Origin of the sequence: Nitratireductor aestuarii, from assembly GCF_014641695.1 — a bacterium.
In the GTDB taxonomy this organism is placed as follows: domain Bacteria; phylum Pseudomonadota; class Alphaproteobacteria; order Rhizobiales; family Rhizobiaceae; genus Chelativorans; species Chelativorans aestuarii.
This window is the reverse complement of record NZ_BMIF01000001.1, coordinates 41,046-60,535: the sequence shown is the minus strand read 5'-3', so window position 1 is coordinate 60,535 and position 19,490 is coordinate 41,046. Positions and strand designations below refer to the sequence as shown.

Below are 19,490 nucleotides of genomic sequence, written 5' to 3'. Positions count from 1 at the left end.
CGATGAACCTTCTCAAGGCGGCTATAATGGCCCTGGCAGCAGTGCCAATGCTGACGGGCGCCATGGACGTCATCCTCGGTGCGTCGATTTTCTCAATCAGCGGGTCTGCTCTAGGGGAGGCGGCTTCCAAAGATCCGGTCGTCGATAGCCAGGTGAGGTTTTGGGGCGCAATCTGGTTCTCATTTGGAATCATGCTTTTCATCGCGGCGCGGGATCTTCGAGCGCACGCTTTGTGGTTCCGCATCCTATGCGCTGGGCTGTTTCTCGGTGGCGTCGGGCGGCTCATATCCGCCTTTGCGGCGGGGCTTCCTCCGGCACCGCTTATGATCGCCACTCTCGTGGAACTCGTTGTCATGCCTCTGATCGCGCTCTGGCACTCTAAAACTCTAGTACGCCGCCAAACTGAACTGAGGTAACGTTGATGAAGAAACCGGATATCGATGATGCCGATATCGCCAAGTTTCTATCGGATATTTTCACCGACATCCGTCGGACTACTCCGGTCTTTGAGGGGATGGAATCGAAGGCACTCGCGTTTCGCGACGGCCATGATGACTATGTCTTGCGTATCAACCGCGGGAACGAAGGCTTTCTAAAGGACGCTTACGCGCACACGCACTTCGCGTCCGAGCATCTTCCCATACCGGAGGTTATCCGCATCGGCGAGTTCGACAAGGGTTTTGCGTATTGCATTTCCCGACGAGCGCCGGGGCGTACCTTGCAAGATTTCCCGGAGGAAGAGCTTTCGCGGTTGGTGCAGCCCGTCGCGGCGACAATGCGTCAGATCGCAAACGCGGACATCTCGAACATGCGCGGCTACGGACCATTCGGCTCGGACGGTGTCGGCCGGTATGAAAGTTGGCGAGCGTTTCTCGTAGGAATTGCCGATCCTTCGCATCGTGACTGGAGCAAATTCGATGGGGCAATCGATCGGCAACGCCTGAGTACCTACCTACGCCTCCTTCTCCGTTGGGCCGAACACTGCCCGGAAACCCGTAGCCTCGTTCACGCGGATTTTGGCTCGAACAATGTGCTGGCCGCCAAGGGAGAGATAACAGCAGTAATCGACTGGAGCGAGGCGATGATCGGCGATCCATTATACGACGTGGCCAACATCTTCTTTTGGCGTTCATGGCTTCCGTGCATGGAGCACCAGGCGAACTACCTTCAACAGCAATCGCGCGCTTTGGCTAGTTCGACCGCTTTGCGATGCTATCAACTACACATCGGTCTTCATCATCTGCACGAATGCCTGGTGGCAGGCTTGACCGACGACGTCGCTTGGACAATCGCGCGGTGTGAACAGTTGGTGCAAGAAGCCGATTAGACCCGCAGTTTGTGTGAAGAATGAAGCTATCTCGCGCGTACGCCGAAGCTATCACTACCACGGGTCAGCAGTTTCTCTATTCTCGCCTGCCGGCAGTTGTCCGAAGCAGCAGCACAACGGCCAAACCAGCTCCGAGTAAAGTGATGCCGCCCCCAATCATTGGTAACGACAACAATCCCCACTTCTGCTCGATCAATGATCCACCCAGCCAAGCGGCAGTCGCGGCCGCGATCTGAAACGTGGATGCGTTCAACGCTACGCCGAGCGCCGGGGCCCCTTGGGCTGCCATCAACACCGCAGTTTGCATCCCCGGAATCACAGAGAATGCCAGTGCTCCAGTAACGCCGACAAGAAAAACAGCAGCCAACTGATTACCAGCCGCGAGCGAAAAAGTCCCCAAGACCGCAGCCAACAGGATAAGCAGGCCGATTAGCGAGGGAAACAACGCTCTATCCGATAGACGCCCCCCAACAATGTTGCCGATCGCGGCACCGAGGCCGTAGGCCATCAGGAGGATTGGAACGGCTGCCGGTGTGAAACCGCTTTCTGTGACCAATATGGGGGCCAGATAGACGAAGAACATGAGTGCGCCGGCATTCCCAATTGCAGTCAAAAGCACAGCGAGCTGAAAGTCTGGCAACTTTACGACCCGAAGCTCCTTTAGGACTGGTCCCGTCGCAGGCGGCACCGAAATCCGGACAAGCCATATCAGCAGCAATGCCCCCACAATTGCCATCGAAGCGATCGCAACAAATGTTATTCGCCAACCAAACTGCTGGCCTAGGAGGGTTCCCAGCGGCGCGCCGAGGATCATCGCGAGGTTGAAGCCAAGGGCAACTTGGGCAATCGCCGAGGCCTGCTTGCCAACGGCAGCAAGCGACGCTGCGGCTACTATGGCAAGCGCGAAAAAGGTTGCGACGGCCAAACCAGAAAGAAACCTGGCTCCAAGCAAAACAAGATAGTTTGGCGAGAGAGCAGCCAAGCAATTTCCAGCGATGAAGACCGCGGGCAAGCCGACCATAAGGCGCTTGCGATCCAGTCGGGCAGTAAGGATCGTGAGAACCGGTCCTCCTAAAATCATACCGATTGCGTATGCGGTCACAAGTTGCCCAGCAGACGAGATTGTAACGCCGAGATCTTGTGCCACTTCAGGCAAAATGCCAGAGATGACAAACTCAGCAGTCGTCACTGCGAATGCACAGAACGCGAGAACTGCGATTGGCAACGTGTTGCTAGCTTTCTCTTGATCCAGTGCTTGCGCCTGCTTTTCCATGAGGGCTCTCCTTCATGCGCAAGGTACTAGACGTGTCACAACGTGGCAGATATGACATTAACCCCTCATTTTCTGCCACAGCCCCTGCGCGGGCGGGAGGTCGCTTTGTCGCGAACCATCGCTTTTGTGCTGTTCGATCAAGCATTGGGATTGAATCTGTCAGGCCCGGCGGAGGTGTTCAGCCTTGCGAACCGTCATTTGGCCGCGAGCCAGCTCGGCTATGAGCTCCTTTTCCTGTCTGAAACGGGCGGCTTAGTACGGAGCAGTTCGGGTCTTGCCCTCGACACCGATCCACTGACGGCAATCGAGTCGACGAGTTTGGACACTCTTATCGTCGTCGGTGGCGCCGGGGCATCGGCAATCGGTTCAGACTCGCCGCTAGTCCGATGGATCAGAGCGGCGGCCGCTAACGTTCGGCGCACCTGTAGCATCTGTAACGGCGCGTTCTTACTCGCTGCTGCCGGGCTTCTCAACGGCCGGCGTGTCGCCACCCACTGGTGTGAGGTCGACGTTCTAAAATCGATGTATCCGCAAGTCGCAGTTGAATTGGACCCAATCTACCTCCGCGACGGCACCATTTGGACCTCCGCAGGAATGACGGCGGGAATCGACCTCGCTCTGGCGCTCATTGAGGAGGACTACGGGAGACAAATTAGCCTTTCCGTTGCCAGGGAACTCGTCGTTTTCCTGCATCGGCCGGGCGGACAGGCCCAGTTCAGCAACCTGCTCGATGCCCAAACCCGTCTCGGGCTCAGTCCAGGCGCCGACACCCGACTTTCTCGTTTACCAGCCTGGATAATGGACAACCTCTCCGCCGATTTAAGTGTTGAGCGTCTCGCTGACGCCGTCGGCATGTCGCCAAGGACATTCGCACGACGGTTCTCCCAAGTTCATGCGGGAACCCCCGCGAGATTTGTCGAGGACTTGCGGCTTGAAGCGGCCCGGCGGCAACTCGAGGAGACCGATATGCCTATCAAGCGGTTGGCAAGTCTTTGCGGTTTCGGCGACGAAGAGCGAATGCGGCGCGCCTTCATCCGGCGCTTTGGCGTGCCGCCGATTGCAATCAGAGATCGGTTTGGCATTGATGCTCGGAAGCCGACTATTCCGGCCTCGGCTTAACGGAGGCACAGGTTGTCACGGCGCAACCCCGCCTTTGTGCCGCCCCCACTATCCGTTCGCCCCACGACGACCTGAGGTGTCTTCCGCCGAAGCGAATTCTGCAGCATTCAAGCCAGTGCAGAAGCGTGAGGCGGCGGGTTTGTCCGGCTACATTGGTGATCGAATGGAAGTCCCGTCGCTCGTCACCCGATCTCAACTCACGACTTGTTAGTGCCGACGGAGGCGGAAATGTCAGCAAGCAAATTCCTTACCCCGGAAGAGGTCGCAGATCGTTACCGCGGAGGGGTCTCCCTTGGAACGCTCCGCAATTGGCGCGCCTTGCGCCTTGGCCCTTCCTTTGTCAAAATTGGCAAGGCGGTTCTCTATCCGATAGAAGAACTCGACGCTTGGGATCAGGCGAACAAAGTGCAGTGCCGTGCTTCGAAATGGGCCGCCGAACACGAGGGGGACCTGCCGTGATTGTCACGCTCGCGCAAACTCTACCACCCCCAATACCCGGCCCCAACTTCTGGGATCGCCTGAAATTAAAAACCATTATCAACACCTTACAAAAATGGCAGGCGTGGTCCACAACCATCCGTCCGGTGATCCAACGCCTTCGCGCGCAGATATCGAGATGACCAAGCTGATCATCACTACGGCCGAGCCGCTCGGGATCACCGTGCATGATCACATCATCATCGGGAAGAACGGGCACGCGAGCATGAAAGGGTTGCGGCTGATCTGACATCAGCATGCTTCCCGCTGGAACGGTTCCCGGAAAAGCGGGAACCGGTTTCTCCTCTAAGTGCTCTAAAACAATTCTGCCGGCTGAGGTGCGGTCAAACCCTCAGCCGGCAGTTGGTCAAGCTCTCGCTTTTCGAGAAGGATGTCGCTCGACACGCTCACGCGGCACCGCAATCATCCCGCGCCGATTTTTTTTGGCGCAACTTGCAGGGTCCCCTCTGGATCCATCTCTATCAATGCAAGAGCTGTGCCAGTTTGTTGAAAGGCGGGAAATCGGTCGCGAGGCCGCAAGATACGGGTGCAAAGCCAGGTGTTCCCGGCTGATGGGTACGACCATAAAAAATGAGCGCCAACTGGTCGTCCGCAGTTCAGCGTCGCGCCAGCCGCAAATTTGAGCTTTTGATGCCCAATTGATGGGCAACTTAACAAATGACTATAAACTAGGCGTAGAAGCTGCCGTCATCCGCGCCGGGGCTTGTTTCAACCCGCTCCACCGCAGAGAGTACCGACTTCTCGCCCAGTTCCGCCAAAAGCCGCACCCTCGCACGGTTCAGCCGGCTCTTGATGGTGCCCATGGCGCAGTTGCAGATGTCGGCGGCTTCTTCGTAGCTCATGCCCAGGACGCCAATCAGCATCATCACCTCGCGTTGCTGTTCGGGCAGTGCCTGGATGGCGTTGTGGATCTCGAGACCTCGGGCCGACCACTCCTGCGTGGCGCCAATGGTTGGCTTGGCCGACACACAGTCGGCGGCTCCGGGCGCCTCGCGTTTGGCGATCTTCACCTTCGTGTAGAAGGTGTTGCGCATGATAGTAAAAAGCCAGGACTTCATACTGGTCCCGGCTTCAAACTGATGCATGTGAGCCAAACCCTTCATCAGCGTCTCCTGCACGAGATCGTCTGCATCGTTGACGTCTCTGTAGAACGTGCGGGCGAACGCACGGAGCGCGGGGATAAGCTCCACGATCTCGGAATTTGGGGGCTTTGGCGCGCTGTCTCTCACGTCACGGGACGGTGCCATTCCGAAATCCCTTTATGATTGGAAAGATATGCTGGTCCGCAAGTAATGCCCCATGTCGGCGGTGGTTCCCAAAGTCACTTATGATGCTCAAGAAAACCGAAACACACGCAGGAAGCCGACAGCAAAAAGCCGGCGGAGCGGTCCACCGGCTTGCGTAACATGTTTCCAGAACGGCAGTCGGCCTGCCCTGCGGAACAGGATGGAGGCCTAGGCCGCCGCCTGCATCAGCGCGTGGGGAAGCAGGGCGTCTTTCAGTTCAACGTCGGAGAACTTGGTCGCATCAAGCTTGATCCAACCGACGGTCTCGCCATCATGGAAGCTCAGGTGAGCGTTGAACTTGCGGGCCAGCGCCTTCATCCGGTCATTCTGCGGGTGCGTCGTGACGCTCAGCTGGGTATACCCGAGCAGGAGCGCGTGTGCGAGAAGGCGGCGGAAGAGTTCGCTGCCAAGGCCGCGATGCTGGAGCTCCCGCTCCACGCTGAAAGCGATCTCGCCAGTCGGCACGGCAAACTCCGGCTGCTCATGCAGCTCTGCCGCGGCAAGAACGCGGCCGTTCTCCACATAACCCAGAACAGTGGCGCCTTCGGCAAAGCACCGCTGCGCATAGTCGATCAGGAACCCGTCACCAATGGCGCTGTTGAAACGGTCGCGGCGGCTCTCATGGTCGAGACGCAAAAGATGCTCGCGGTAAAGCTTCAACTCGGACGGCCGCAGCCTCCGAATCACACCCGATAGCTCCTTGTTTGCCAATTGCTCGTTCATGGTTCCACGTCTTCCCGGCAGCGGGTGAAAGACCCGCTTCTGCCTGTAACGTATATTGTGCAGCGCAGCATACTTAACAAGAGGCAAGATGGCACTAGAGCGTTGCGTCAGGTGCATGGCTGTAAGAGAACATGAACGCCTGGGTCATATTTGATCGCCCGACATCTGGAATTATTCTAAAGAATGGTCCATATTGCCGGCACCAAAGCCCGAGAGGATTTCATGAGACTCACCCGTCAAACCAATTACGCCATCCGCATTCTTATGTATTGCGCGGCGAATGATGGGAAGTTGAGCCGTATCCCGGCCATCGCCGAAGCATACGCACTTTCCGACCTCTTTCTCTTCAAGATCCTGCAGCCGCTCGTTCAGGCGGGCTTCGTGGAGACCGTGCGCGGCCGCAACGGCGGCATTCGCCTGGCCAAGCCCGCGTCAGAGATCACACTCTTCGACGTCGTTCGCGTCACGGAAGAGAATTTTACGATGGCCGAGTGTTTCGAGGGTGGCGGCACCGACTGCCCACTCGTCAACGAGTGCAGCCTGAACGAAGCCCTGCGCAAGGCGCTGGGAGCGTTCTTCGAGGTTCTGGCCGGCTACTCGATCGAGGATCTTGTCCAATCTCAGCCCAATACGCGGAGCCTGCTGGGAATTGATCTGCCTGACGTCGCGCTGGCGGTTTAGGCCCGAGCAGTCAGATCAACTTAGACCAATTTCCCAAGGGAGACGCGCATGTACTTTGCAATGAACCGCTTCAAGGTCGTTGCAGGTTCCGAGGACGAGTTTGAAACCGTCTGGAAGAACCGGGATTCCCGCCTTCACGAAAACCCCGGCTTCGTTCAATTCCGCCTTTTGCGCGGCGCGACCAACGAGGCGGAGGGATACACAGCCTACATCTCACACTCCATGTGGGAGAGCGAAGAGCATTTCATCGCCTGGACGCGTTCGGAAAGCTTCCGCCACGCCCACAAAAACGCGGGGCAAAGCAAGGTGCTCTACAAGGGCCCACCCGTTTTTGAAGGTTACGCGACCGTCATCGGCGACTGAACTGATCTCTTTTCTAGACCGTGAGCTGATCTCTTTTCTAGATGGAAGCACCGGATGCAGATCGCGCCCGGTGCTTTTTCTTTTCAGGCGGAGGCGAGCAAGCTTGCGTTCCCGCCTGCAGCCGTCGTGTCGACGCAGATAGCCCGCTCGTGCACATAGGCAGCCGGATAGGAAAGCTCGGTCACGAGCGGGATGATCGGACCAGTCCTGCGGGCCAGCGCTCGGCGCAGCGACCTGAGCCAGCGCTCGTCACCCGTCGCTGCGACGAGATCAACGTCTAGTGTTTCCAGAGCCACAGGATCGATCGATCCATCCAGTACAAAGAGTGGGATGTCGGCTTTCACTAGCGGCTGGAGAAGTTTCTGAGCCCCCTCACCTACAGCCGTGACGCTGTTGCCTGCGGCCAGCGCCGAGATCACCTGATCAACCAGCGCGTCGCTGCCAGCGCCGAGGCAAAGAACGGAGCCTTTCGGCGTCAGCTCATAGGTGTTCGACTCGCCTGTCGGGCCCGGGAGATCAACCGGGCCATGGTCGAGTGCAGCCGCTTTCGCCAGCTGATCGGCGAACCTGCCGCGCAGCAGCCTGCGCAGGATGGCGATGCGATCGGGACGCACGGCCCAGTCGCTTGAGAATGAAGCGAGCTTGTTCTGCACCGACAATGCTGCGCCAACAGGCTGCGCTGAGGCTTTGGCCGTAGAGCAACGGAAGCGACGGAGATAGAGGGGTCCGCCTGCCTTGGGGCCAGTGCCAGAAAGCCTCTGTCCCCCGAACGGGTGGGAGCCCACCACCGCGCCGATCTGATTGCGGTTGATGTAAATGTTGCCTGCCTCGATCTCGTCGACGATGTCCTGCACCCGCGCATCGACGCGCGTGTGAAGCCCGAAGGTGAGGCCGTAATCTTTTGCGTTGATTGTCGAAATGACCTTGCCAAGATTCTCCGGCTCGAAGGTCGCAACATGGAGCACTGGCCCGAATACTTCGCGCTCCATCTCCTCGATACCAGAGACTGACACGGCCGTGGGCGGAATGAAGAGACCGCCTTTCGGTGCTTCGATCTGAGCGATCAGGCGGCCTTTGCCCGCCATCTCGGCGCAATATTGTGAGATATCGCGGTGCGCGTCCTGATCGATTACGGGACCGATGTCAGTCGCAAGTTCCCAGGGGTCCCCCATTGAAAGGGCATCCATCGCGCCCTTCAGCATCTTCACGACCTTCGCCTCGACGTCCTTCTGGACATAGAGGATGCGGAGCGTCGAGCAGCGCTGGCCTGCGCTCTGGAAGGCTGAGGCGACGATGTCGCGCACTGCCTGTTCGGGAAGCGCGGTGGAATCGACGATCATGGCGTTGAGGCCGCCTGTCTCGGCGATCAGCATTGCATCAGGACGTGCAGTTTCGGCCAGCTGGCGCTCGATGATGCGCGCAACTTCGGTCGATCCGGTGAAGCAGACGCCAGCGATCTGCGGATGCGCGGTCAGCGGGCCACCCACGGATGGGCCGTCACCCGGCAGCAGGTGAAGAACATCCTGCGGAACGCCTGCCTCGTGCATCAGCTGCACGGCGCGGATGGCAATCAGGCTCGTCTGCTCGGCGGGCTTGGCGACGACGGCGTTGCCGGTCATGAGGGCGGCTGCGATCTGGCCAGTAAAGATTGCCAACGGGAAATTCCAGGGCGAGATGCAGGCGATGACGCCACGCGCTTCCGTACCGGTCTCGGCCTTCGACGCCTCACCGGAATAGTAGTAGAGGAAATCGACCGCTTCACGCAGTTCTGCGATGCAGTCCGGCAGCGACTTTCCGGCCTCGCGCGCCGCCAGCGCGAAGAACTCGCCAGCATTTGCTTCATAAAGCTCAGCAATCTTGCGTAGAATTTCGGCACGCCGCGAGACCGAGACGGCGGCCCAGGCGGGCTGCGCCGCCGCAGCGATCTTAACGGCCTCAGCTACCGTCTCGGCATTCGCATCGACAACCTCGCCGACAATTTCATCCATGCGTGCGGGATTGCGCACGGTACGGGTTTCACCCCTCGCCTTCGCCGCGGTCACCGGCTCCAGACGCCACTGGTGAGGGGCAGCAAAGGGAGCACGGATGCGATCTATCCCGGCCAACGTGTCAAGATCAGTCAGGTCCCAGCCTTTGGAATTGCTTCGCTGCGGCGCGAAGATTTCGGCAGGCCGGGGAATGGCCGGATTGACGATCGGCTGGCCGCTGAAGGCGACGTCGAACGGGTCGCTTGCGATTTCCTCGGGGCTGACGTTGTCATCCAGAATCTGGTGGACGAACGAGGAGTTCGCGCCATTCTCCAGCAGGCGGCGGACGAGATAGGCGAGCAGGTCCTCATGTGCACCAACAGGCGCGTAGATCCGGCAGCGCGTCCCATTGCGGCGGTGAACGATGTCGTGCAGCGCCTCGCCCATGCCATGCAGGCGCTGGAACTCGAATTTTGAGCGGTCATCGCCGGCAAGCGAAAGGATGGCCGCAACCGTGTGGGCGTTATGGGTGGCGAACTGCGGATAGATCCGGTCCGTCTTCGAGAGCAGCTTGCGGGCACAGGCTATGTAAGAGACGTCGGTGTTCACCTTGCGGGTGTAGACGGGGTAGTCATCCAGCCCCAGCACCTGCGCGCGCTTGATCTCCGTATCCCAATAGGCGCCCTTGACCAGCCGCACCATGATCTTCCGGTTCAGCTTCTCGGCGAGCGCGTGCAACCAGTCAATGACGAAGGGCGCACGTCGACCATAGGCCTGCACGACAACGCCAAAGCCATCCCAGCCGGCGAGCGACGGATCGACCAGAACGCGTTCGATCACGTCGAGCGAGAGGTCCAGGCGATCAGCTTCCTCGGCATCAATGTTGAGGCCCATGCGTGCGTTCTTGGCGAGCTGCGCCAACTCCAGAAGGCGCTCGCACATGCAAGGCAGCATGGCCTCCTTCTGTGCCACCTCGTAGCGCGGATGGATGGCCGAGAGCTTCACCGAGATGCCGGGGTTCAGGCGGATGTCGTCGCTTTTCGCTTCGGAGGCGAGCGAAATGATCGCGTCCTTGTAGGCAGCGAAGTAGCGAAGAGCGTCGGCGTGGGTCCGCGCCGCCTCGCCCAGCATGTCGTAGGAATAGGTGTAGCCGTTGCGCGTCATCGAGCGGCCGTTCTTTACCGCTTCCGCTATGTTGCGGCCGAGCACGAACTGCTCGCCCATCTCGCGCATGGCAGCAGAGACAGCCGTGCGGATCACGGGCTCGCCAAGGCGGCGCACCATGGAACGGAGCGTCGAAGCGATGCCAGTCCCCTCCTCCTCCAGCACGCGGCCGGTCAGCGCCAGCGCCCAGGTAGAAGCATTGACGAAGATCGAGGCCGAACCTCCCGAATGGGCAGACCAGTCGTGCGGTGCGATCTTGTCGCGGATCAGTTCGTCTACGGTCTCCTCATCGGGCACCCGCAGGAGAGCTTCCGCCAGGCACATCAGCGCCACACCTTCCTGCGTGGAAAGGCCATATTCGGCGAGGAAGGACTCCATCAGGTAGCGCCCACCCGATGTGCGAACGGCGCGGACGAGTTCAGCAGCATGGGCGGAGATCGAGTGACGGCGCTCGTCCGTCAAGCTCGCCACAGAGCGCAGGCGCTCAAGCGCGGCTGCCTCATCAACCAGATAGTTGTCGCGGATGGATCTGCGGAGAGCATTCAGGTCTGGGCCCGTCATCTTGACCTCATCGGTGGATACGTACTTACCTGATTAGCACGGCACGAAGATCAAGATCGGTCTGAAATATGATGCAATGAAGACCGAATGAACTATAATATCGCAGTAAACTCTTTGATATGATCTACAGAATCCATGACAGCAGGCCAACTGGACCGTTTCGACCGCAGCATCCTTCACGCCCTGTCGCAGAACGGCAGGCTCTCCACGGCTGAACTCGCCCAACGCGTTGGACTCACCAAGACGCCGGTGCAGGCGCGGGTGAAGCGGCTGGAAAGCGAAGGCTACATTCGCGGCTATATGGCTATCATTGACCATGAGCGGATGGGCGAAGGCCATGTCGCCTTCGTGCAGGTGACGCTGTCGGATACGCGGTCCGCCGCACTCGACGCGTTCAATCGCGAAGTTTTGAAGCATCCGGAAATCGAGGAGTGCCACATGATCGCGGCGAGCTTCGACTATCTTCTCAAGGTGCGTACGAAGGACATACAGTCCTACCGCCGCGTGCTCGGCGAAAAGATTTCCAGCCTGCCCCACGTCTCCCACACGTCCACATTCGTTGCCATGGAGACGGTGAAGGACCGCTAGATCTTTTCTCACTGTAACTTCATTCTGTTCCCCCCTATATCAGTTCTGATGAAATACAGATCTGGACTACTGCACGCGGCCCTGGCGATCCTGCTCTTCCTTCCGGTCCCTGCGATGGCCACGGAGGCCGGATGGGCGTTGCTGCGGGAGGGCGGACAGGTTGTCCTCGTGAACGAAGCCTATTCGCTGGCGACCGGGCGACATGCGTCGGAAGACATCGAGAACTGCCGGACGCAGCAGACGCTGTCCGATCGGGGACGCCAGCAGGCGGGCAAGATGGGCGCACTCTTCTACGCGCGCTCGGCTCCCGTCGAACTGGTTCTCACCAGCAAGCATTGCCGCGCTCAGGAAACCGCTTCCATCGCCTTCCGCGACAGCAAGATTGAAGTGTTCGAACCCTTGAACGAACTTTCGGCGGACGAGGAACTGCAGGCGCATCAGATCGAGGCCACGATTAGCCGTATTCAGGAGTATGGCGGGTCCGGTAACCTGATCATGGTGTCGCATCCCTCCAATATCGCAGCGCTTACGGGTGTAACGCCGAGACCCGGTGAAGCCATCGTCGTTATGCCCGCAGACAATAAGCTTACCATTGCGGCACGCATAACCTTTAACTAGATCAAAGGGATCTGGGGCCGGCCTTCAGCGGCCGTCAATCTCCCGTTATTTGACGGCAGATTTCAAGATGTTTAGGCCACGGCCCTTTTCCTGACCAGAAAAAGCGATTAGACACGCCTCTAACGAATCCAAGTGAGATACTGCAGTGACGAGCACATTTGACAGGGTCGCCGACATCATCGCTGAGACCAGCGAGATCGATCGCGAGAAGATTACGCCTGAGAGCCACACCATTGACGATCTCGGCATCGACAGCCTGGACTTCCTGGATATCGTATTCGCGATTGACAAGGAATTCGGCATCAAGGTCCCGCTCGAAAAGTGGACCCAGGAAGTGAACGAGGGCAAGGTCGGCACCGAGGAATACTTCGTCATGAAGAACCTCTGCGCCAAGATCGACGAACTCGTAGCCGCCAAGGCTGCCTAAGCAAGTACAGGATTGCGAGGGGATATGAGCCCTAACGACGTTGTCATCACCGGCATCGGTATCGTCTCCTCGCTAGGCCTCGGTGCCGATGTGCACTGGCAGGCGCTCACTGCGCCTGAGCCAAAGCCTGTGGTCGATAGCGAGCGCTTCTCGCCATTCACCGTGCACCCGCTGCCGGAAATCGACTGGAGCCAGCAGATCCCAAAGCGCGGTGACCAGCGCCAGATGGAAACGTGGCAGCGGCTCGGCACCTATACGGCCGGTCTTGCGTTGCAGGACGCAGGCATCAAGGAAGACGAAGCGCTCTGCACATCGATGGACATGATTGTCGCCGCTGGCGGTGGCGAGCGTGATGTCGATGTCGACCAGGCCATCCTGGACGCTTCCCTCTCCCGCGAAGATCACGGCATTCTGCTCAACGAGAAGCTGACAACCGAGCTGCGGCCGACGCTGTTCCTCGCGCAGCTTTCGAACCTGCTCGCAGGCAACATCTCCATCGTCCACAAAGTCACTGGCTCCTCCCGCACGTTCATGGGCGAGGAAGGTGCAGGCATCGCGGCCATCGAGACCGCCGCTGCGCGCATCCGCTCCGGCCAGTCGAGCCATGTACTGGTAGGTGCTGCCTTCCAGACCGAGCATCCGGACATGCTGCTTGCATACGAGCTTGGCGGCTATCTGCAGCGCGACGGATGGTCCTCCGTCTGGGATCGCCAGGGCAAGCAGGGCGGCGGTGTCATCACCGGATCGGGCGCAGCTTTCCTGGTGCTGGAATCGCGCGAGCATGCGGAAAAGCGCGGCCGCAAGGCTTATGCTACCATTTCGAAGATCGTTTCGGATCGCAGCCGCCGTCGTGAAGACAGCCTGCGCGAAACGCTCGGCCAGATGCTGGCCAAGCTCGACGTTTCGGAGCCGACGCTCGCCATCAGCGGCGCTTCCGGCGCGCAGATGCCGACGACCGTCGAAAAGACCGTGCTTGAAGCCAATGAGAACCTGGCCGTCCGTGGCTTTGGGTCGCTCACCGGTCACCTCAAGGAAGCGCAGTTCCCCTTCGCCGTGGCGCTTGCAGCGCTGGCGATCCACAATGGTCAGTCCTATCCCGCCTTTGATGCGGCAAACGAGCGTCCGCTCGAACAGGCGCCAGAGGCGGTCGTGGCAACAGCGGTGGGCTACAGCTGCTTTGAGGGCGTAGGGCTCATCACCAAGGCTTGAAGCACTCGCTCGGACTTGCGGGCAGCGCAACACTATTGAAGCGGCGCATCCTGCCCCTCAAAGGCAGCGGAATTCGCTCCGGGGCGATGCGGTAAGGAAGGAAGAAATGGCCGTGAAGACAACCGACAGCTTCGGCAGACCGCTGGTCGCAGTCACCGGCATGGGCCTTGTCACGTCGTTGGGCCAGGGCAAGAAGGACAACTGGGCGGCGCTCACCAGCGGACGCTCGGGCATCCACCGGATCACCCGTTTCCCGACCGACCATCTTGCAGCGACCATTGCCGGAACGGTGGACTTCCTGCCGCAGAGCAGCCAGGGCGCAAGCGCCCTCACCTACGCATTGGCGGACCTCGCAGCCGAAGAGGCAATCGCCGAGTCCGGCTTCTCGGTCACCGATTTCGGCGGACCGCTCTTCCTGGCCGCTCCTCCGGTCGAGCTCGACTGGCACCACAGGCTTCGCCTGTTCGCCCAGTCTGACCGCGAGCGCGGATGGCGCAGCCTGCTCGATGCAGCGCGCGACGCCAACGAGCGCGAGCGCTTCGATGAGTGCCAGTTCGCAACCATCGCCGACCGTCTCTCCGACAAGTACGGCACGCGCGGCATGCCGATCACGCTTTCGACGGCCTGCGCTTCGGGTGCGACCGCGATCCAGCTCGGTGTCGAAGCCATCCGCCGCGGCGAATGCGAGCGCGCGCTCGCCATCGGCTCCGACGGTTCGGCAACCGCCGAAGCGCTGATCCGCTTCTCGCTATTGTCGGCGCTTACGACGCAGAACGAAGTTCCCGAGAAGGCATCGAAGCCGTTCTCGAAAGATCGCAGCGGCTTCGTGCTGGCCGAAGGTGCGGCTGCACTTGTGCTGGAGCCGCTGGAGGCCGCCCTTGCGCGTGGCGCCGACGTGCTCGGCATCATGCTCGGCTGCGGTGAAAAGGCTGACGATTTCCACCGTACCCGTTCGAAGCCGGACGGCTCGCCGGCGATTGGCGCTGTCCGCGCCGCGATTGCCGATGCAGGCATTTCCGTGGAAGAGGTGGACTACGTCAACGCGCACGGCACCTCCACGCCCGAGAACGACAAGATGGAGCATCTGTCGCTTTCGACCGTCTTCGGCGAGCGCATCCGCAACATTCCGGTCTCCTCCAACAAGTCGATGATCGGCCACACGCTGTCCGCCGCTGGCGCGATCGAGGCCGTTGTATCGTTCCTCACGATGCGCGAGGGCGTCATCCCGCCGACCATCAATTACGAGATCCCAGATCCCGCGATCGAGCTCGACGTGGTGCCGAACGTGAAGCGTGAGGCGGATGTAAAGGTCGTCCTTTCCAACTCCTTCGGCTTCGGCGGGCAGAACACCTGCCTTGTCATGGCGCGCGAAGCGCGTTAACTCGCGCTCTAAGCAGTTCACGACCGGGCGCGCCCTTGAACGCGCCACACATTGATCTGGACCGGACGCCGTGACGTTTTCCGCTCCAGCCAGAATACGGAGTTCCCATGCGCGCCTTGCAACTGGTCGCCGATCGCAAGCTCGAAGTTGTTGATCTTCCGCCTCCCCCGGCTCCCGGTCAGGGTGAAGTGACGTTGCGGATCGCGGCCGTTGCACTCAACCACATCGACGTGTGGGGCTGGCGCGGCATGGCTTTCGCCAAGCGCAAGATGCCGCTGGTCGTCGGTGCTGAAGCATCCGGCTATGTCGAGTCGGTTGGCCCCGGGGTTTCAAACCTGCTCCCCGGCCAGCTCGTGTCGATCTATGGTGCGCGCACCTGCGGCCTCTGCCGCCATTGCCGTGAGGGTCGCGACAATCTCTGCGAGCATGTCGGTGGCGTCCATGGCTTCCACCTCGACGGTTTTTCGCAGGAGAAGGTGAACCTCCCTGCCCGCCTGCTGGTGCCTGCACCTCCCGGCGTGGACGCTATTGGTGCAGCGGTTGCGCCAGTTACTTTCGGCACGGTCGAGCACATGCTGTTCGACAATGCCAAGCTGCAGCCGGGCGAGACGATCCTGGTGCACGCAGGCGGGTCCGGCATCGGCACGGCAGCCATCCAGCTTGCCAAGCGCATGGGCTGCACGGTCATCACCACCGTCGGCTCCGACGACAAGGCCGAGCGCGCGAAGGCGCTGGGTGCCGATCATGTCATCAACTACCGCAAGGACCGCTTTGAGGGCGTCGTTCGCAAGATTACCAAAAAGCGCGGTGTCGACGTCGTTTTCGAGCATGTCGGCAAAGACACGTTTGCCGGTTCCATGCTGTGCCTGAAGCGCGGCGGGCGGCTCGTCACCTGTGGTTCGACGTCTGGCGTTTCGACAGAAATCAACCTGATGCAACTCTTCCAGCAGCAGCTGAAGCTCATGGGCTCGTTCGGCTGCCGCATGGAGAACATGGCCGACGCCATGCAGAAGATGGCTAGCGGCATCGTGCATCCCGTCATCGACACGATCGTCGGCTTTGATGACCTGGAGCCTGCGCTGAAGCGCATGGAAAGCCGCGACGTCTTCGGCAAGATCATCCTCAAGCTGGAGCAGTAACGTCCGCCAATGGCTCGTATGTCCCGCAAGCTGGGCCATTTCCTTAAGAAGGCTGAACACTGGCTGACGGCGCAGGTATCGCTGGCCGCGCTGTCGCTGCTGCGCCGCCTCCCGGCGGACAAGGCTCTCGGCTTTGCTGAGAAAGTAGCGCGAACAATCGGTCCCCGCGTCAGCCGCCACAAGCTTGCGGTCGACAACCTGCGTCGCGCCTATCCGGAAAAGTCTCCTGCCGAGATCGAAGAGATCGCCCTCGACATGTGGGGCAACATGGCGCGGCTTGCAGTCGAATACGTCTTTATCGACAAGCTCTTCGACTTCGATCCTGAGCGCCCGGATGAAGGACGCGTTGAGGTCGACGGCATCGAGACGTTCCTGCGCATCAGGGAAGAGCAGCGCCCGCACATCTTCTTCACCGGACACATCGGCAATTTCGAGTTCCTGCCGGTCGCAGCCGCCACGTTCGGCCTCGACGTGCATGTGCTCTTCCGCGCGCCGAACAACCCGTACATCGCCGACTACATCAACGAGACGCGCAAGTCGGTCATGGGCGGCCTCGTGCCGTCACGCGCCGGTGCAGCGCTACAGCTTGCCCGCATTCTCGATGATGGCGGCAATGTCGGCGCGCTGGTGGACCAGAAGTTCCGCAATGGTGTGCGCACGACCTTCTTCGGACGGGAGTGCCTGACCAGTCCGCTCATCCCCAAGCTCACCCGGCAGTACGAGTGCGACGTCTATCCGGCGCACTGCATTCGCCTCCCCGGCGGCCGCTACAAGCTGGAAATTGGTGACAAGCTGGTGCTGCCGCGCGACGAGAACGGCTCAGTCGATGTGCCGCGCATGGCGCAGCAGCTGAACGACATCACCGAACAGTGGGTCAGAAAAAATCCCGGCCAGTGGATGTGGTTTCATCGGCGCTGGGGTTGACCGCGGCAGAAGAGCTCCATGTTCACGATCAGCCGCGTCGAGACCTTCAGCCAGGACATCAAGAAAAGTCGTTTTGTGGCAATAGCCGCGCCCGTCTCGACCGAACAGGCGGCGAAGGACTTCCTGCGCGAACACTCCGACCCCACTGCCAACCACAATTGCTGGGCATGGCGCATGGGGCAAAACTACCGGTTCAACGATGATGGCGAGCCTTCGGGGACGGCCGGCAAGCCAATTCTGCAGGCGATCGACGGTCAGCAGATCGACAATGTGGTGGTTCTGGTGATCCGGTGGTTCGGCGGCATCCTGCTGGGCAGCGGCGGTCTGATCCGGGCCTATGGTGGGACAGCGGCAAGCTGCCTGCGTGAGGCGGAAAAGACCGAGGTCTTCGACCTCATCGGGTTCTCGCTCGATTGCGATTTCTCCGACCACGCATTGCTGAAGGCGCGGCTCAGCGCCGTGGAGAACCTGTCTCTCACACGCGAAGAGTTCCTGGCAGATCATGTTGCAATGAGCGGCATGATGCCGGTGGAGGCGAGAGACAGGCTCGCCCAGCTCGTGACCGACATCACGCGCGGCAAGCGCGCCATCAAGTTCGACGAGTGAGCCAAACAAAAACGCCGCCCCTGCGGACGGCGTCGGAATAGTCGCTGGCTTCAGTCGGGATGTCAGCTGACGGGATAGGCTCCCCTGGTGCCGCGCCAATGCGCAGCCGCAAAGGCGAGCACAACCAGAGCAACGCCCTGATGCACCAGCGCCCAGTCGATCGGCACGACCAGCAGCAGCGTCGTGATGCCGATGGCGGCCTGTACGAGAACCAGCCCCAGGAAGACAACCGCGCGGCGCGCGTGGGTCGTTCCCGCTTCATTGCGGAAGGCCGCAACCACCTGCCAGATCGCCAGCGCCAGCACCGTATAGGCACCAATGCGGTGCACGAACTGGACCGTCTTCGGATTCTCGAAGAAATTTACCCAAGCGGGCGCCTGCGAGAACAGTCCGCCCGGAATGAGCGCTCCGTCCATCAGCGGCCAGGTGTTGTAGGTAAGGCCCGCGTTGAGGCCGGCTACGAGACCGCCCAGATAGATCTGCACCAGCACGGCGACAACCATCCAGCCGGCAAGGCGGCGGGTCAGTGTTCCGGCGGGCCGCTCATGGTGTGGAGCATGTCCACGTGCGACGACCATGACTGCTGTGAAGATGATGCAGGCGAGCGTCAGGTGTGCGGCAAGGCGGTACTGGCTCACGTCCGTACGTTCTGAAAGGCCGGAGGCAACCATCCACCAACCCAACGCGCCCTGCATGCCACCCAGGAAGAAGAGGCCAAGCACCTTCGGCTTGGTGGCGGATTCGAGCCGTCCCGTCGCCCAGAAGAAGATCATCGGCAGCGCAAAGATGACGCCAACGCCACGCGCCAGCAGGCGATGCGCCCACTCCCACCAGAAGATCACCTTGAACTCGTCAAGGGACATGCCCTTGTTGATCTCGTGATATTGCGGGATCTGCTGGTACTTGGCGAATTCCTCCTGCCACTCGGCTTCACCAATCGGCGGGATCACACCGTGGATCGGCTTCCATTCGGTGATCGACAGTCCGGATTCCGTAAGTCTCGTCGCTCCGCCAACCAGCACCAGCGCAAAGAGCGTCGCAACGACGACGTAGAGCCAGATGCGGACCCAACGGCGGTTTTCGGCTACGTTTGCGGGTATGGCGGGAGATTGGAAACTGGTCATTGTGCTCATGATCTATCAATCCGCTCTGCATCACCTCGAGGATCCGGAACTTTCCGGGTTCCATATGCAGGCTTAACACTTGTGCCCTGCTTCCGTCCTGGAGAATGGGCCAGCCTGTAGGTGACGCAAACCCGCCCGCCTTGCAAGTCATCGGGCGGCGACATGGGGTCGCGTCTTCACGAAAGATTAAGGAATGACGCGGCTTGCGTTTCGGGCTAAAGCTCTCTCGCGGAGAATGACATGAACCCAAGATACAAGAAACTCATTGCGACCGTCGTACTGGTGCTTCTCGTCGCCATCTACGCGATCGTCTCGACCGCTCTTGCTGTTTCGCAGCTGGCTGACAAGAGCCCATGGGTTCACCTGCTCTATTATCTGGTCGGCGGCGTGCTCTGGGTGGTGCCCGCAATGTTCCTGATCCGCTGGGCTGAGCGCAAGCCTCGTTAAGTCCATACAGGTGACACTGCCGAGGCGAGCCTCTATCATCGCCCGATCAGGCAGTATTCCTTCGG

General features: G+C 60.2%; 20 protein-coding genes and 1 pseudogene. 16 read left to right on the top strand and 5 right to left on the bottom strand.

Annotation, left to right across the window (positions count from 1 at the left end; genetic code table 11):
* The first annotated feature begins 2 nt into the window (after positions 1-2).
* On the top strand, positions 3-416 hold the full coding sequence (locus IEX27_RS00335; RefSeq protein ID WP_188718950.1) for a DUF4345 domain-containing protein: 414 nt from the start codon (positions 3-5) through the stop codon (positions 414-416).
* 5 nt (positions 417-421) lie between these two features.
* A complete protein-coding gene (locus tag IEX27_RS00330; protein WP_188718949.1) occupies positions 422-1,327 on the top strand; it encodes a phosphotransferase family protein in 906 nt (301 codons plus the stop codon).
* A gap of 76 nt (positions 1,328-1,403) precedes the next feature.
* Here the strand turns inward: IEX27_RS00330 and IEX27_RS00325 are convergent, their stop codons facing one another.
* Complete coding sequence (locus tag IEX27_RS00325) at positions 1,404-2,600, bottom strand: MFS transporter (protein ID WP_188718948.1); 1,197 nt, start codon at positions 2,598-2,600, stop codon at positions 1,404-1,406.
* Between the two features lie 51 nt (positions 2,601-2,651).
* On the opposite strand from IEX27_RS00325, the gene IEX27_RS00320 reads away from it, so the two are divergent.
* The 3 genes and pseudogenes from IEX27_RS00320 to IEX27_RS00310 all read left to right on the top strand — a co-directional run.
* Positions 2,652-3,719 (top strand): GlxA family transcriptional regulator, encoded by a 1,068-nt coding sequence (locus IEX27_RS00320; RefSeq protein ID WP_210315482.1) that lies wholly within the window; start codon positions 2,652-2,654, stop codon positions 3,717-3,719.
* Between the two features lie 228 nt (positions 3,720-3,947).
* Positions 3,948-4,178 carry a helix-turn-helix transcriptional regulator gene (locus IEX27_RS00315; RefSeq protein WP_188718946.1) on the top strand — a complete coding sequence of 77 codons (231 nt, stop codon included), beginning with the start codon at positions 3,948-3,950 and terminating at the stop codon, positions 4,176-4,178.
* 103 nt (positions 4,179-4,281) lie between these two features.
* Positions 4,282-4,446, top strand: a pseudogene (locus IEX27_RS00310) (JAB domain-containing protein); the annotation flags it as partial.
* A gap of 439 nt (positions 4,447-4,885) precedes the next feature.
* Here the strand turns inward: IEX27_RS00310 and IEX27_RS00305 are convergent.
* Positions 4,886-5,464 (bottom strand): sigma-70 family RNA polymerase sigma factor, encoded by a 579-nt coding sequence (locus IEX27_RS00305; protein WP_188718945.1) that lies wholly within the window; start codon positions 5,462-5,464, stop codon positions 4,886-4,888.
* A 207-nt stretch (positions 5,465-5,671) separates the two neighbouring features.
* Entirely contained in the window at positions 5,672-6,226 is a 555-nt protein-coding gene (locus IEX27_RS00300) for a GNAT family N-acetyltransferase (protein WP_188718944.1), read from the bottom strand.
* Positions 6,227-6,448: 222 nt separating this feature from the next.
* Between IEX27_RS00300 and rirA the strand changes: the two genes are divergently transcribed.
* Both rirA and hmuQ read left to right on the top strand, forming a co-directional pair.
* Positions 6,449-6,907 carry an iron-responsive transcriptional regulator RirA gene (gene rirA / locus IEX27_RS00295; protein WP_188718943.1) on the top strand — a complete coding sequence of 153 codons (459 nt, stop codon included), beginning with the start codon at positions 6,449-6,451 and terminating at the stop codon, positions 6,905-6,907.
* Positions 6,908-6,955: 48 nt separating this feature from the next.
* Positions 6,956-7,270 carry a heme-degrading protein HmuQ gene (gene hmuQ, locus IEX27_RS00290; protein WP_188718942.1) on the top strand — a complete coding sequence of 105 codons (315 nt, stop codon included), beginning with the start codon at positions 6,956-6,958 and terminating at the stop codon, positions 7,268-7,270.
* Positions 7,271-7,353: 83 nt separating this feature from the next.
* Here hmuQ and putA read toward each other — a convergent pair whose 3' ends face one another.
* Positions 7,354-10,962, bottom strand: a complete 3,609-nt coding sequence (gene putA, locus IEX27_RS00285) for a bifunctional proline dehydrogenase/L-glutamate gamma-semialdehyde dehydrogenase PutA (protein WP_188718941.1) — start codon at positions 10,960-10,962, stop codon at positions 7,354-7,356.
* A 135-nt stretch (positions 10,963-11,097) separates the two neighbouring features.
* Between putA and IEX27_RS00280 the strand changes: the two genes are divergently transcribed.
* The 8 genes from IEX27_RS00280 (at position 11,098) to IEX27_RS00245 (ending at position 17,854) form a co-directional block, all read left to right on the top strand.
* Positions 11,098-11,550 (top strand): Lrp/AsnC family transcriptional regulator, encoded by a 453-nt coding sequence (locus IEX27_RS00280; RefSeq protein WP_188718940.1) that lies wholly within the window; start codon positions 11,098-11,100, stop codon positions 11,548-11,550.
* Positions 11,551-11,598: 48 nt separating this feature from the next.
* Positions 11,599-12,168: a histidine phosphatase family protein gene (locus tag IEX27_RS00275; protein WP_188718939.1), complete on the top strand. Its 570-nt coding sequence runs from the start codon at positions 11,599-11,601 to the stop codon at positions 12,166-12,168.
* Positions 12,169-12,313: 145 nt separating this feature from the next.
* Positions 12,314-12,595 (top strand): acyl carrier protein, encoded by a 282-nt coding sequence (locus tag IEX27_RS00270; RefSeq protein WP_188718938.1) that lies wholly within the window; start codon positions 12,314-12,316, stop codon positions 12,593-12,595.
* Positions 12,596-12,619: 24 nt separating this feature from the next.
* Positions 12,620-13,804, top strand: coding sequence for a beta-ketoacyl-ACP synthase (locus IEX27_RS00265; protein WP_188718937.1), 1,185 nt, complete (start codon positions 12,620-12,622; stop codon positions 13,802-13,804).
* Positions 13,805-13,910: 106 nt separating this feature from the next.
* A complete protein-coding gene (locus IEX27_RS00260; protein WP_188718936.1) occupies positions 13,911-15,185 on the top strand; it encodes a beta-ketoacyl-ACP synthase in 1,275 nt (424 codons plus the stop codon).
* Between the two features lie 107 nt (positions 15,186-15,292).
* Positions 15,293-16,324, top strand: coding sequence for a zinc-binding dehydrogenase (locus IEX27_RS00255; RefSeq protein ID WP_188718935.1), 1,032 nt, complete (start codon positions 15,293-15,295; stop codon positions 16,322-16,324).
* A 9-nt stretch (positions 16,325-16,333) separates the two neighbouring features.
* Entirely contained in the window at positions 16,334-17,248 is a 915-nt protein-coding gene (locus tag IEX27_RS00250) for a lipid A biosynthesis lauroyl acyltransferase (RefSeq protein ID WP_188718934.1), read from the top strand.
* Between the two features lie 18 nt (positions 17,249-17,266).
* Positions 17,267-17,854 (top strand): IMPACT family protein, encoded by a 588-nt coding sequence (locus tag IEX27_RS00245; protein ID WP_188718933.1) that lies wholly within the window; start codon positions 17,267-17,269, stop codon positions 17,852-17,854.
* 62 nt (positions 17,855-17,916) lie between these two features.
* Here IEX27_RS00245 and IEX27_RS00240 read toward each other — a convergent pair whose 3' ends face one another.
* Positions 17,917-18,987: a COX15/CtaA family protein gene (locus IEX27_RS00240; protein WP_188718932.1), complete on the bottom strand. Its 1,071-nt coding sequence runs from the start codon at positions 18,985-18,987 to the stop codon at positions 17,917-17,919.
* A gap of 231 nt (positions 18,988-19,218) precedes the next feature.
* Between IEX27_RS00240 and IEX27_RS00235 the strand changes: the two genes are divergently transcribed.
* On the top strand, positions 19,219-19,425 hold the full coding sequence (locus IEX27_RS00235; RefSeq protein ID WP_188718931.1) for a DUF2842 domain-containing protein: 207 nt from the start codon (positions 19,219-19,221) through the stop codon (positions 19,423-19,425).
* Positions 19,426-19,490 lie beyond the last annotated feature (65 nt).

Coding starts and splice junctions, on each gene's coding strand:
- IEX27_RS00305 (WP_188718945.1), bottom strand. CDS start 5,464: ATGGCACCGTCCCGTGACGTGAGAGACAGCGCGCCAAAGCCCCCAAAT.
- IEX27_RS00235 (WP_188718931.1), top strand. CDS start 19,219: ATGAACCCAAGATACAAGAAACTCATTGCGACCGTCGTACTGGTGCTT.
- IEX27_RS00240 (WP_188718932.1), bottom strand. CDS start 18,987: ATGAGCACAATGACCAGTTTCCAATCTCCCGCCATACCCGCAAACGTA.
- IEX27_RS00250 (WP_188718934.1), top strand. CDS start 16,334: ATGGCTCGTATGTCCCGCAAGCTGGGCCATTTCCTTAAGAAGGCTGAA.
- IEX27_RS00280 (WP_188718940.1), top strand. CDS start 11,098: ATGACAGCAGGCCAACTGGACCGTTTCGACCGCAGCATCCTTCACGCC.
- IEX27_RS00245 (WP_188718933.1), top strand. CDS start 17,267: ATGTTCACGATCAGCCGCGTCGAGACCTTCAGCCAGGACATCAAGAAA.
- IEX27_RS00265 (WP_188718937.1), top strand. CDS start 12,620: ATGAGCCCTAACGACGTTGTCATCACCGGCATCGGTATCGTCTCCTCG.
- IEX27_RS00300 (WP_188718944.1), bottom strand. CDS start 6,226: ATGAACGAGCAATTGGCAAACAAGGAGCTATCGGGTGTGATTCGGAGG.
- IEX27_RS00325 (WP_188718948.1), bottom strand. CDS start 2,600: ATGGAAAAGCAGGCGCAAGCACTGGATCAAGAGAAAGCTAGCAACACG.
- hmuQ (WP_188718942.1), top strand. CDS start 6,956: ATGTACTTTGCAATGAACCGCTTCAAGGTCGTTGCAGGTTCCGAGGAC.
- IEX27_RS00255 (WP_188718935.1), top strand. CDS start 15,293: ATGCGCGCCTTGCAACTGGTCGCCGATCGCAAGCTCGAAGTTGTTGAT.
- IEX27_RS00335 (WP_188718950.1), top strand. CDS start 3: ATGAACCTTCTCAAGGCGGCTATAATGGCCCTGGCAGCAGTGCCAATG.
- IEX27_RS00320 (WP_210315482.1), top strand. CDS start 2,652: ATGACATTAACCCCTCATTTTCTGCCACAGCCCCTGCGCGGGCGGGAG.
- IEX27_RS00275 (WP_188718939.1), top strand. CDS start 11,599: ATGAAATACAGATCTGGACTACTGCACGCGGCCCTGGCGATCCTGCTC.
- IEX27_RS00330 (WP_188718949.1), top strand. CDS start 422: ATGAAGAAACCGGATATCGATGATGCCGATATCGCCAAGTTTCTATCG.
- IEX27_RS00315 (WP_188718946.1), top strand. CDS start 3,948: ATGTCAGCAAGCAAATTCCTTACCCCGGAAGAGGTCGCAGATCGTTAC.
- putA (WP_188718941.1), bottom strand. CDS start 10,962: ATGACGGGCCCAGACCTGAATGCTCTCCGCAGATCCATCCGCGACAAC.
- IEX27_RS00260 (WP_188718936.1), top strand. CDS start 13,911: ATGGCCGTGAAGACAACCGACAGCTTCGGCAGACCGCTGGTCGCAGTC.
- rirA (WP_188718943.1), top strand. CDS start 6,449: ATGAGACTCACCCGTCAAACCAATTACGCCATCCGCATTCTTATGTAT.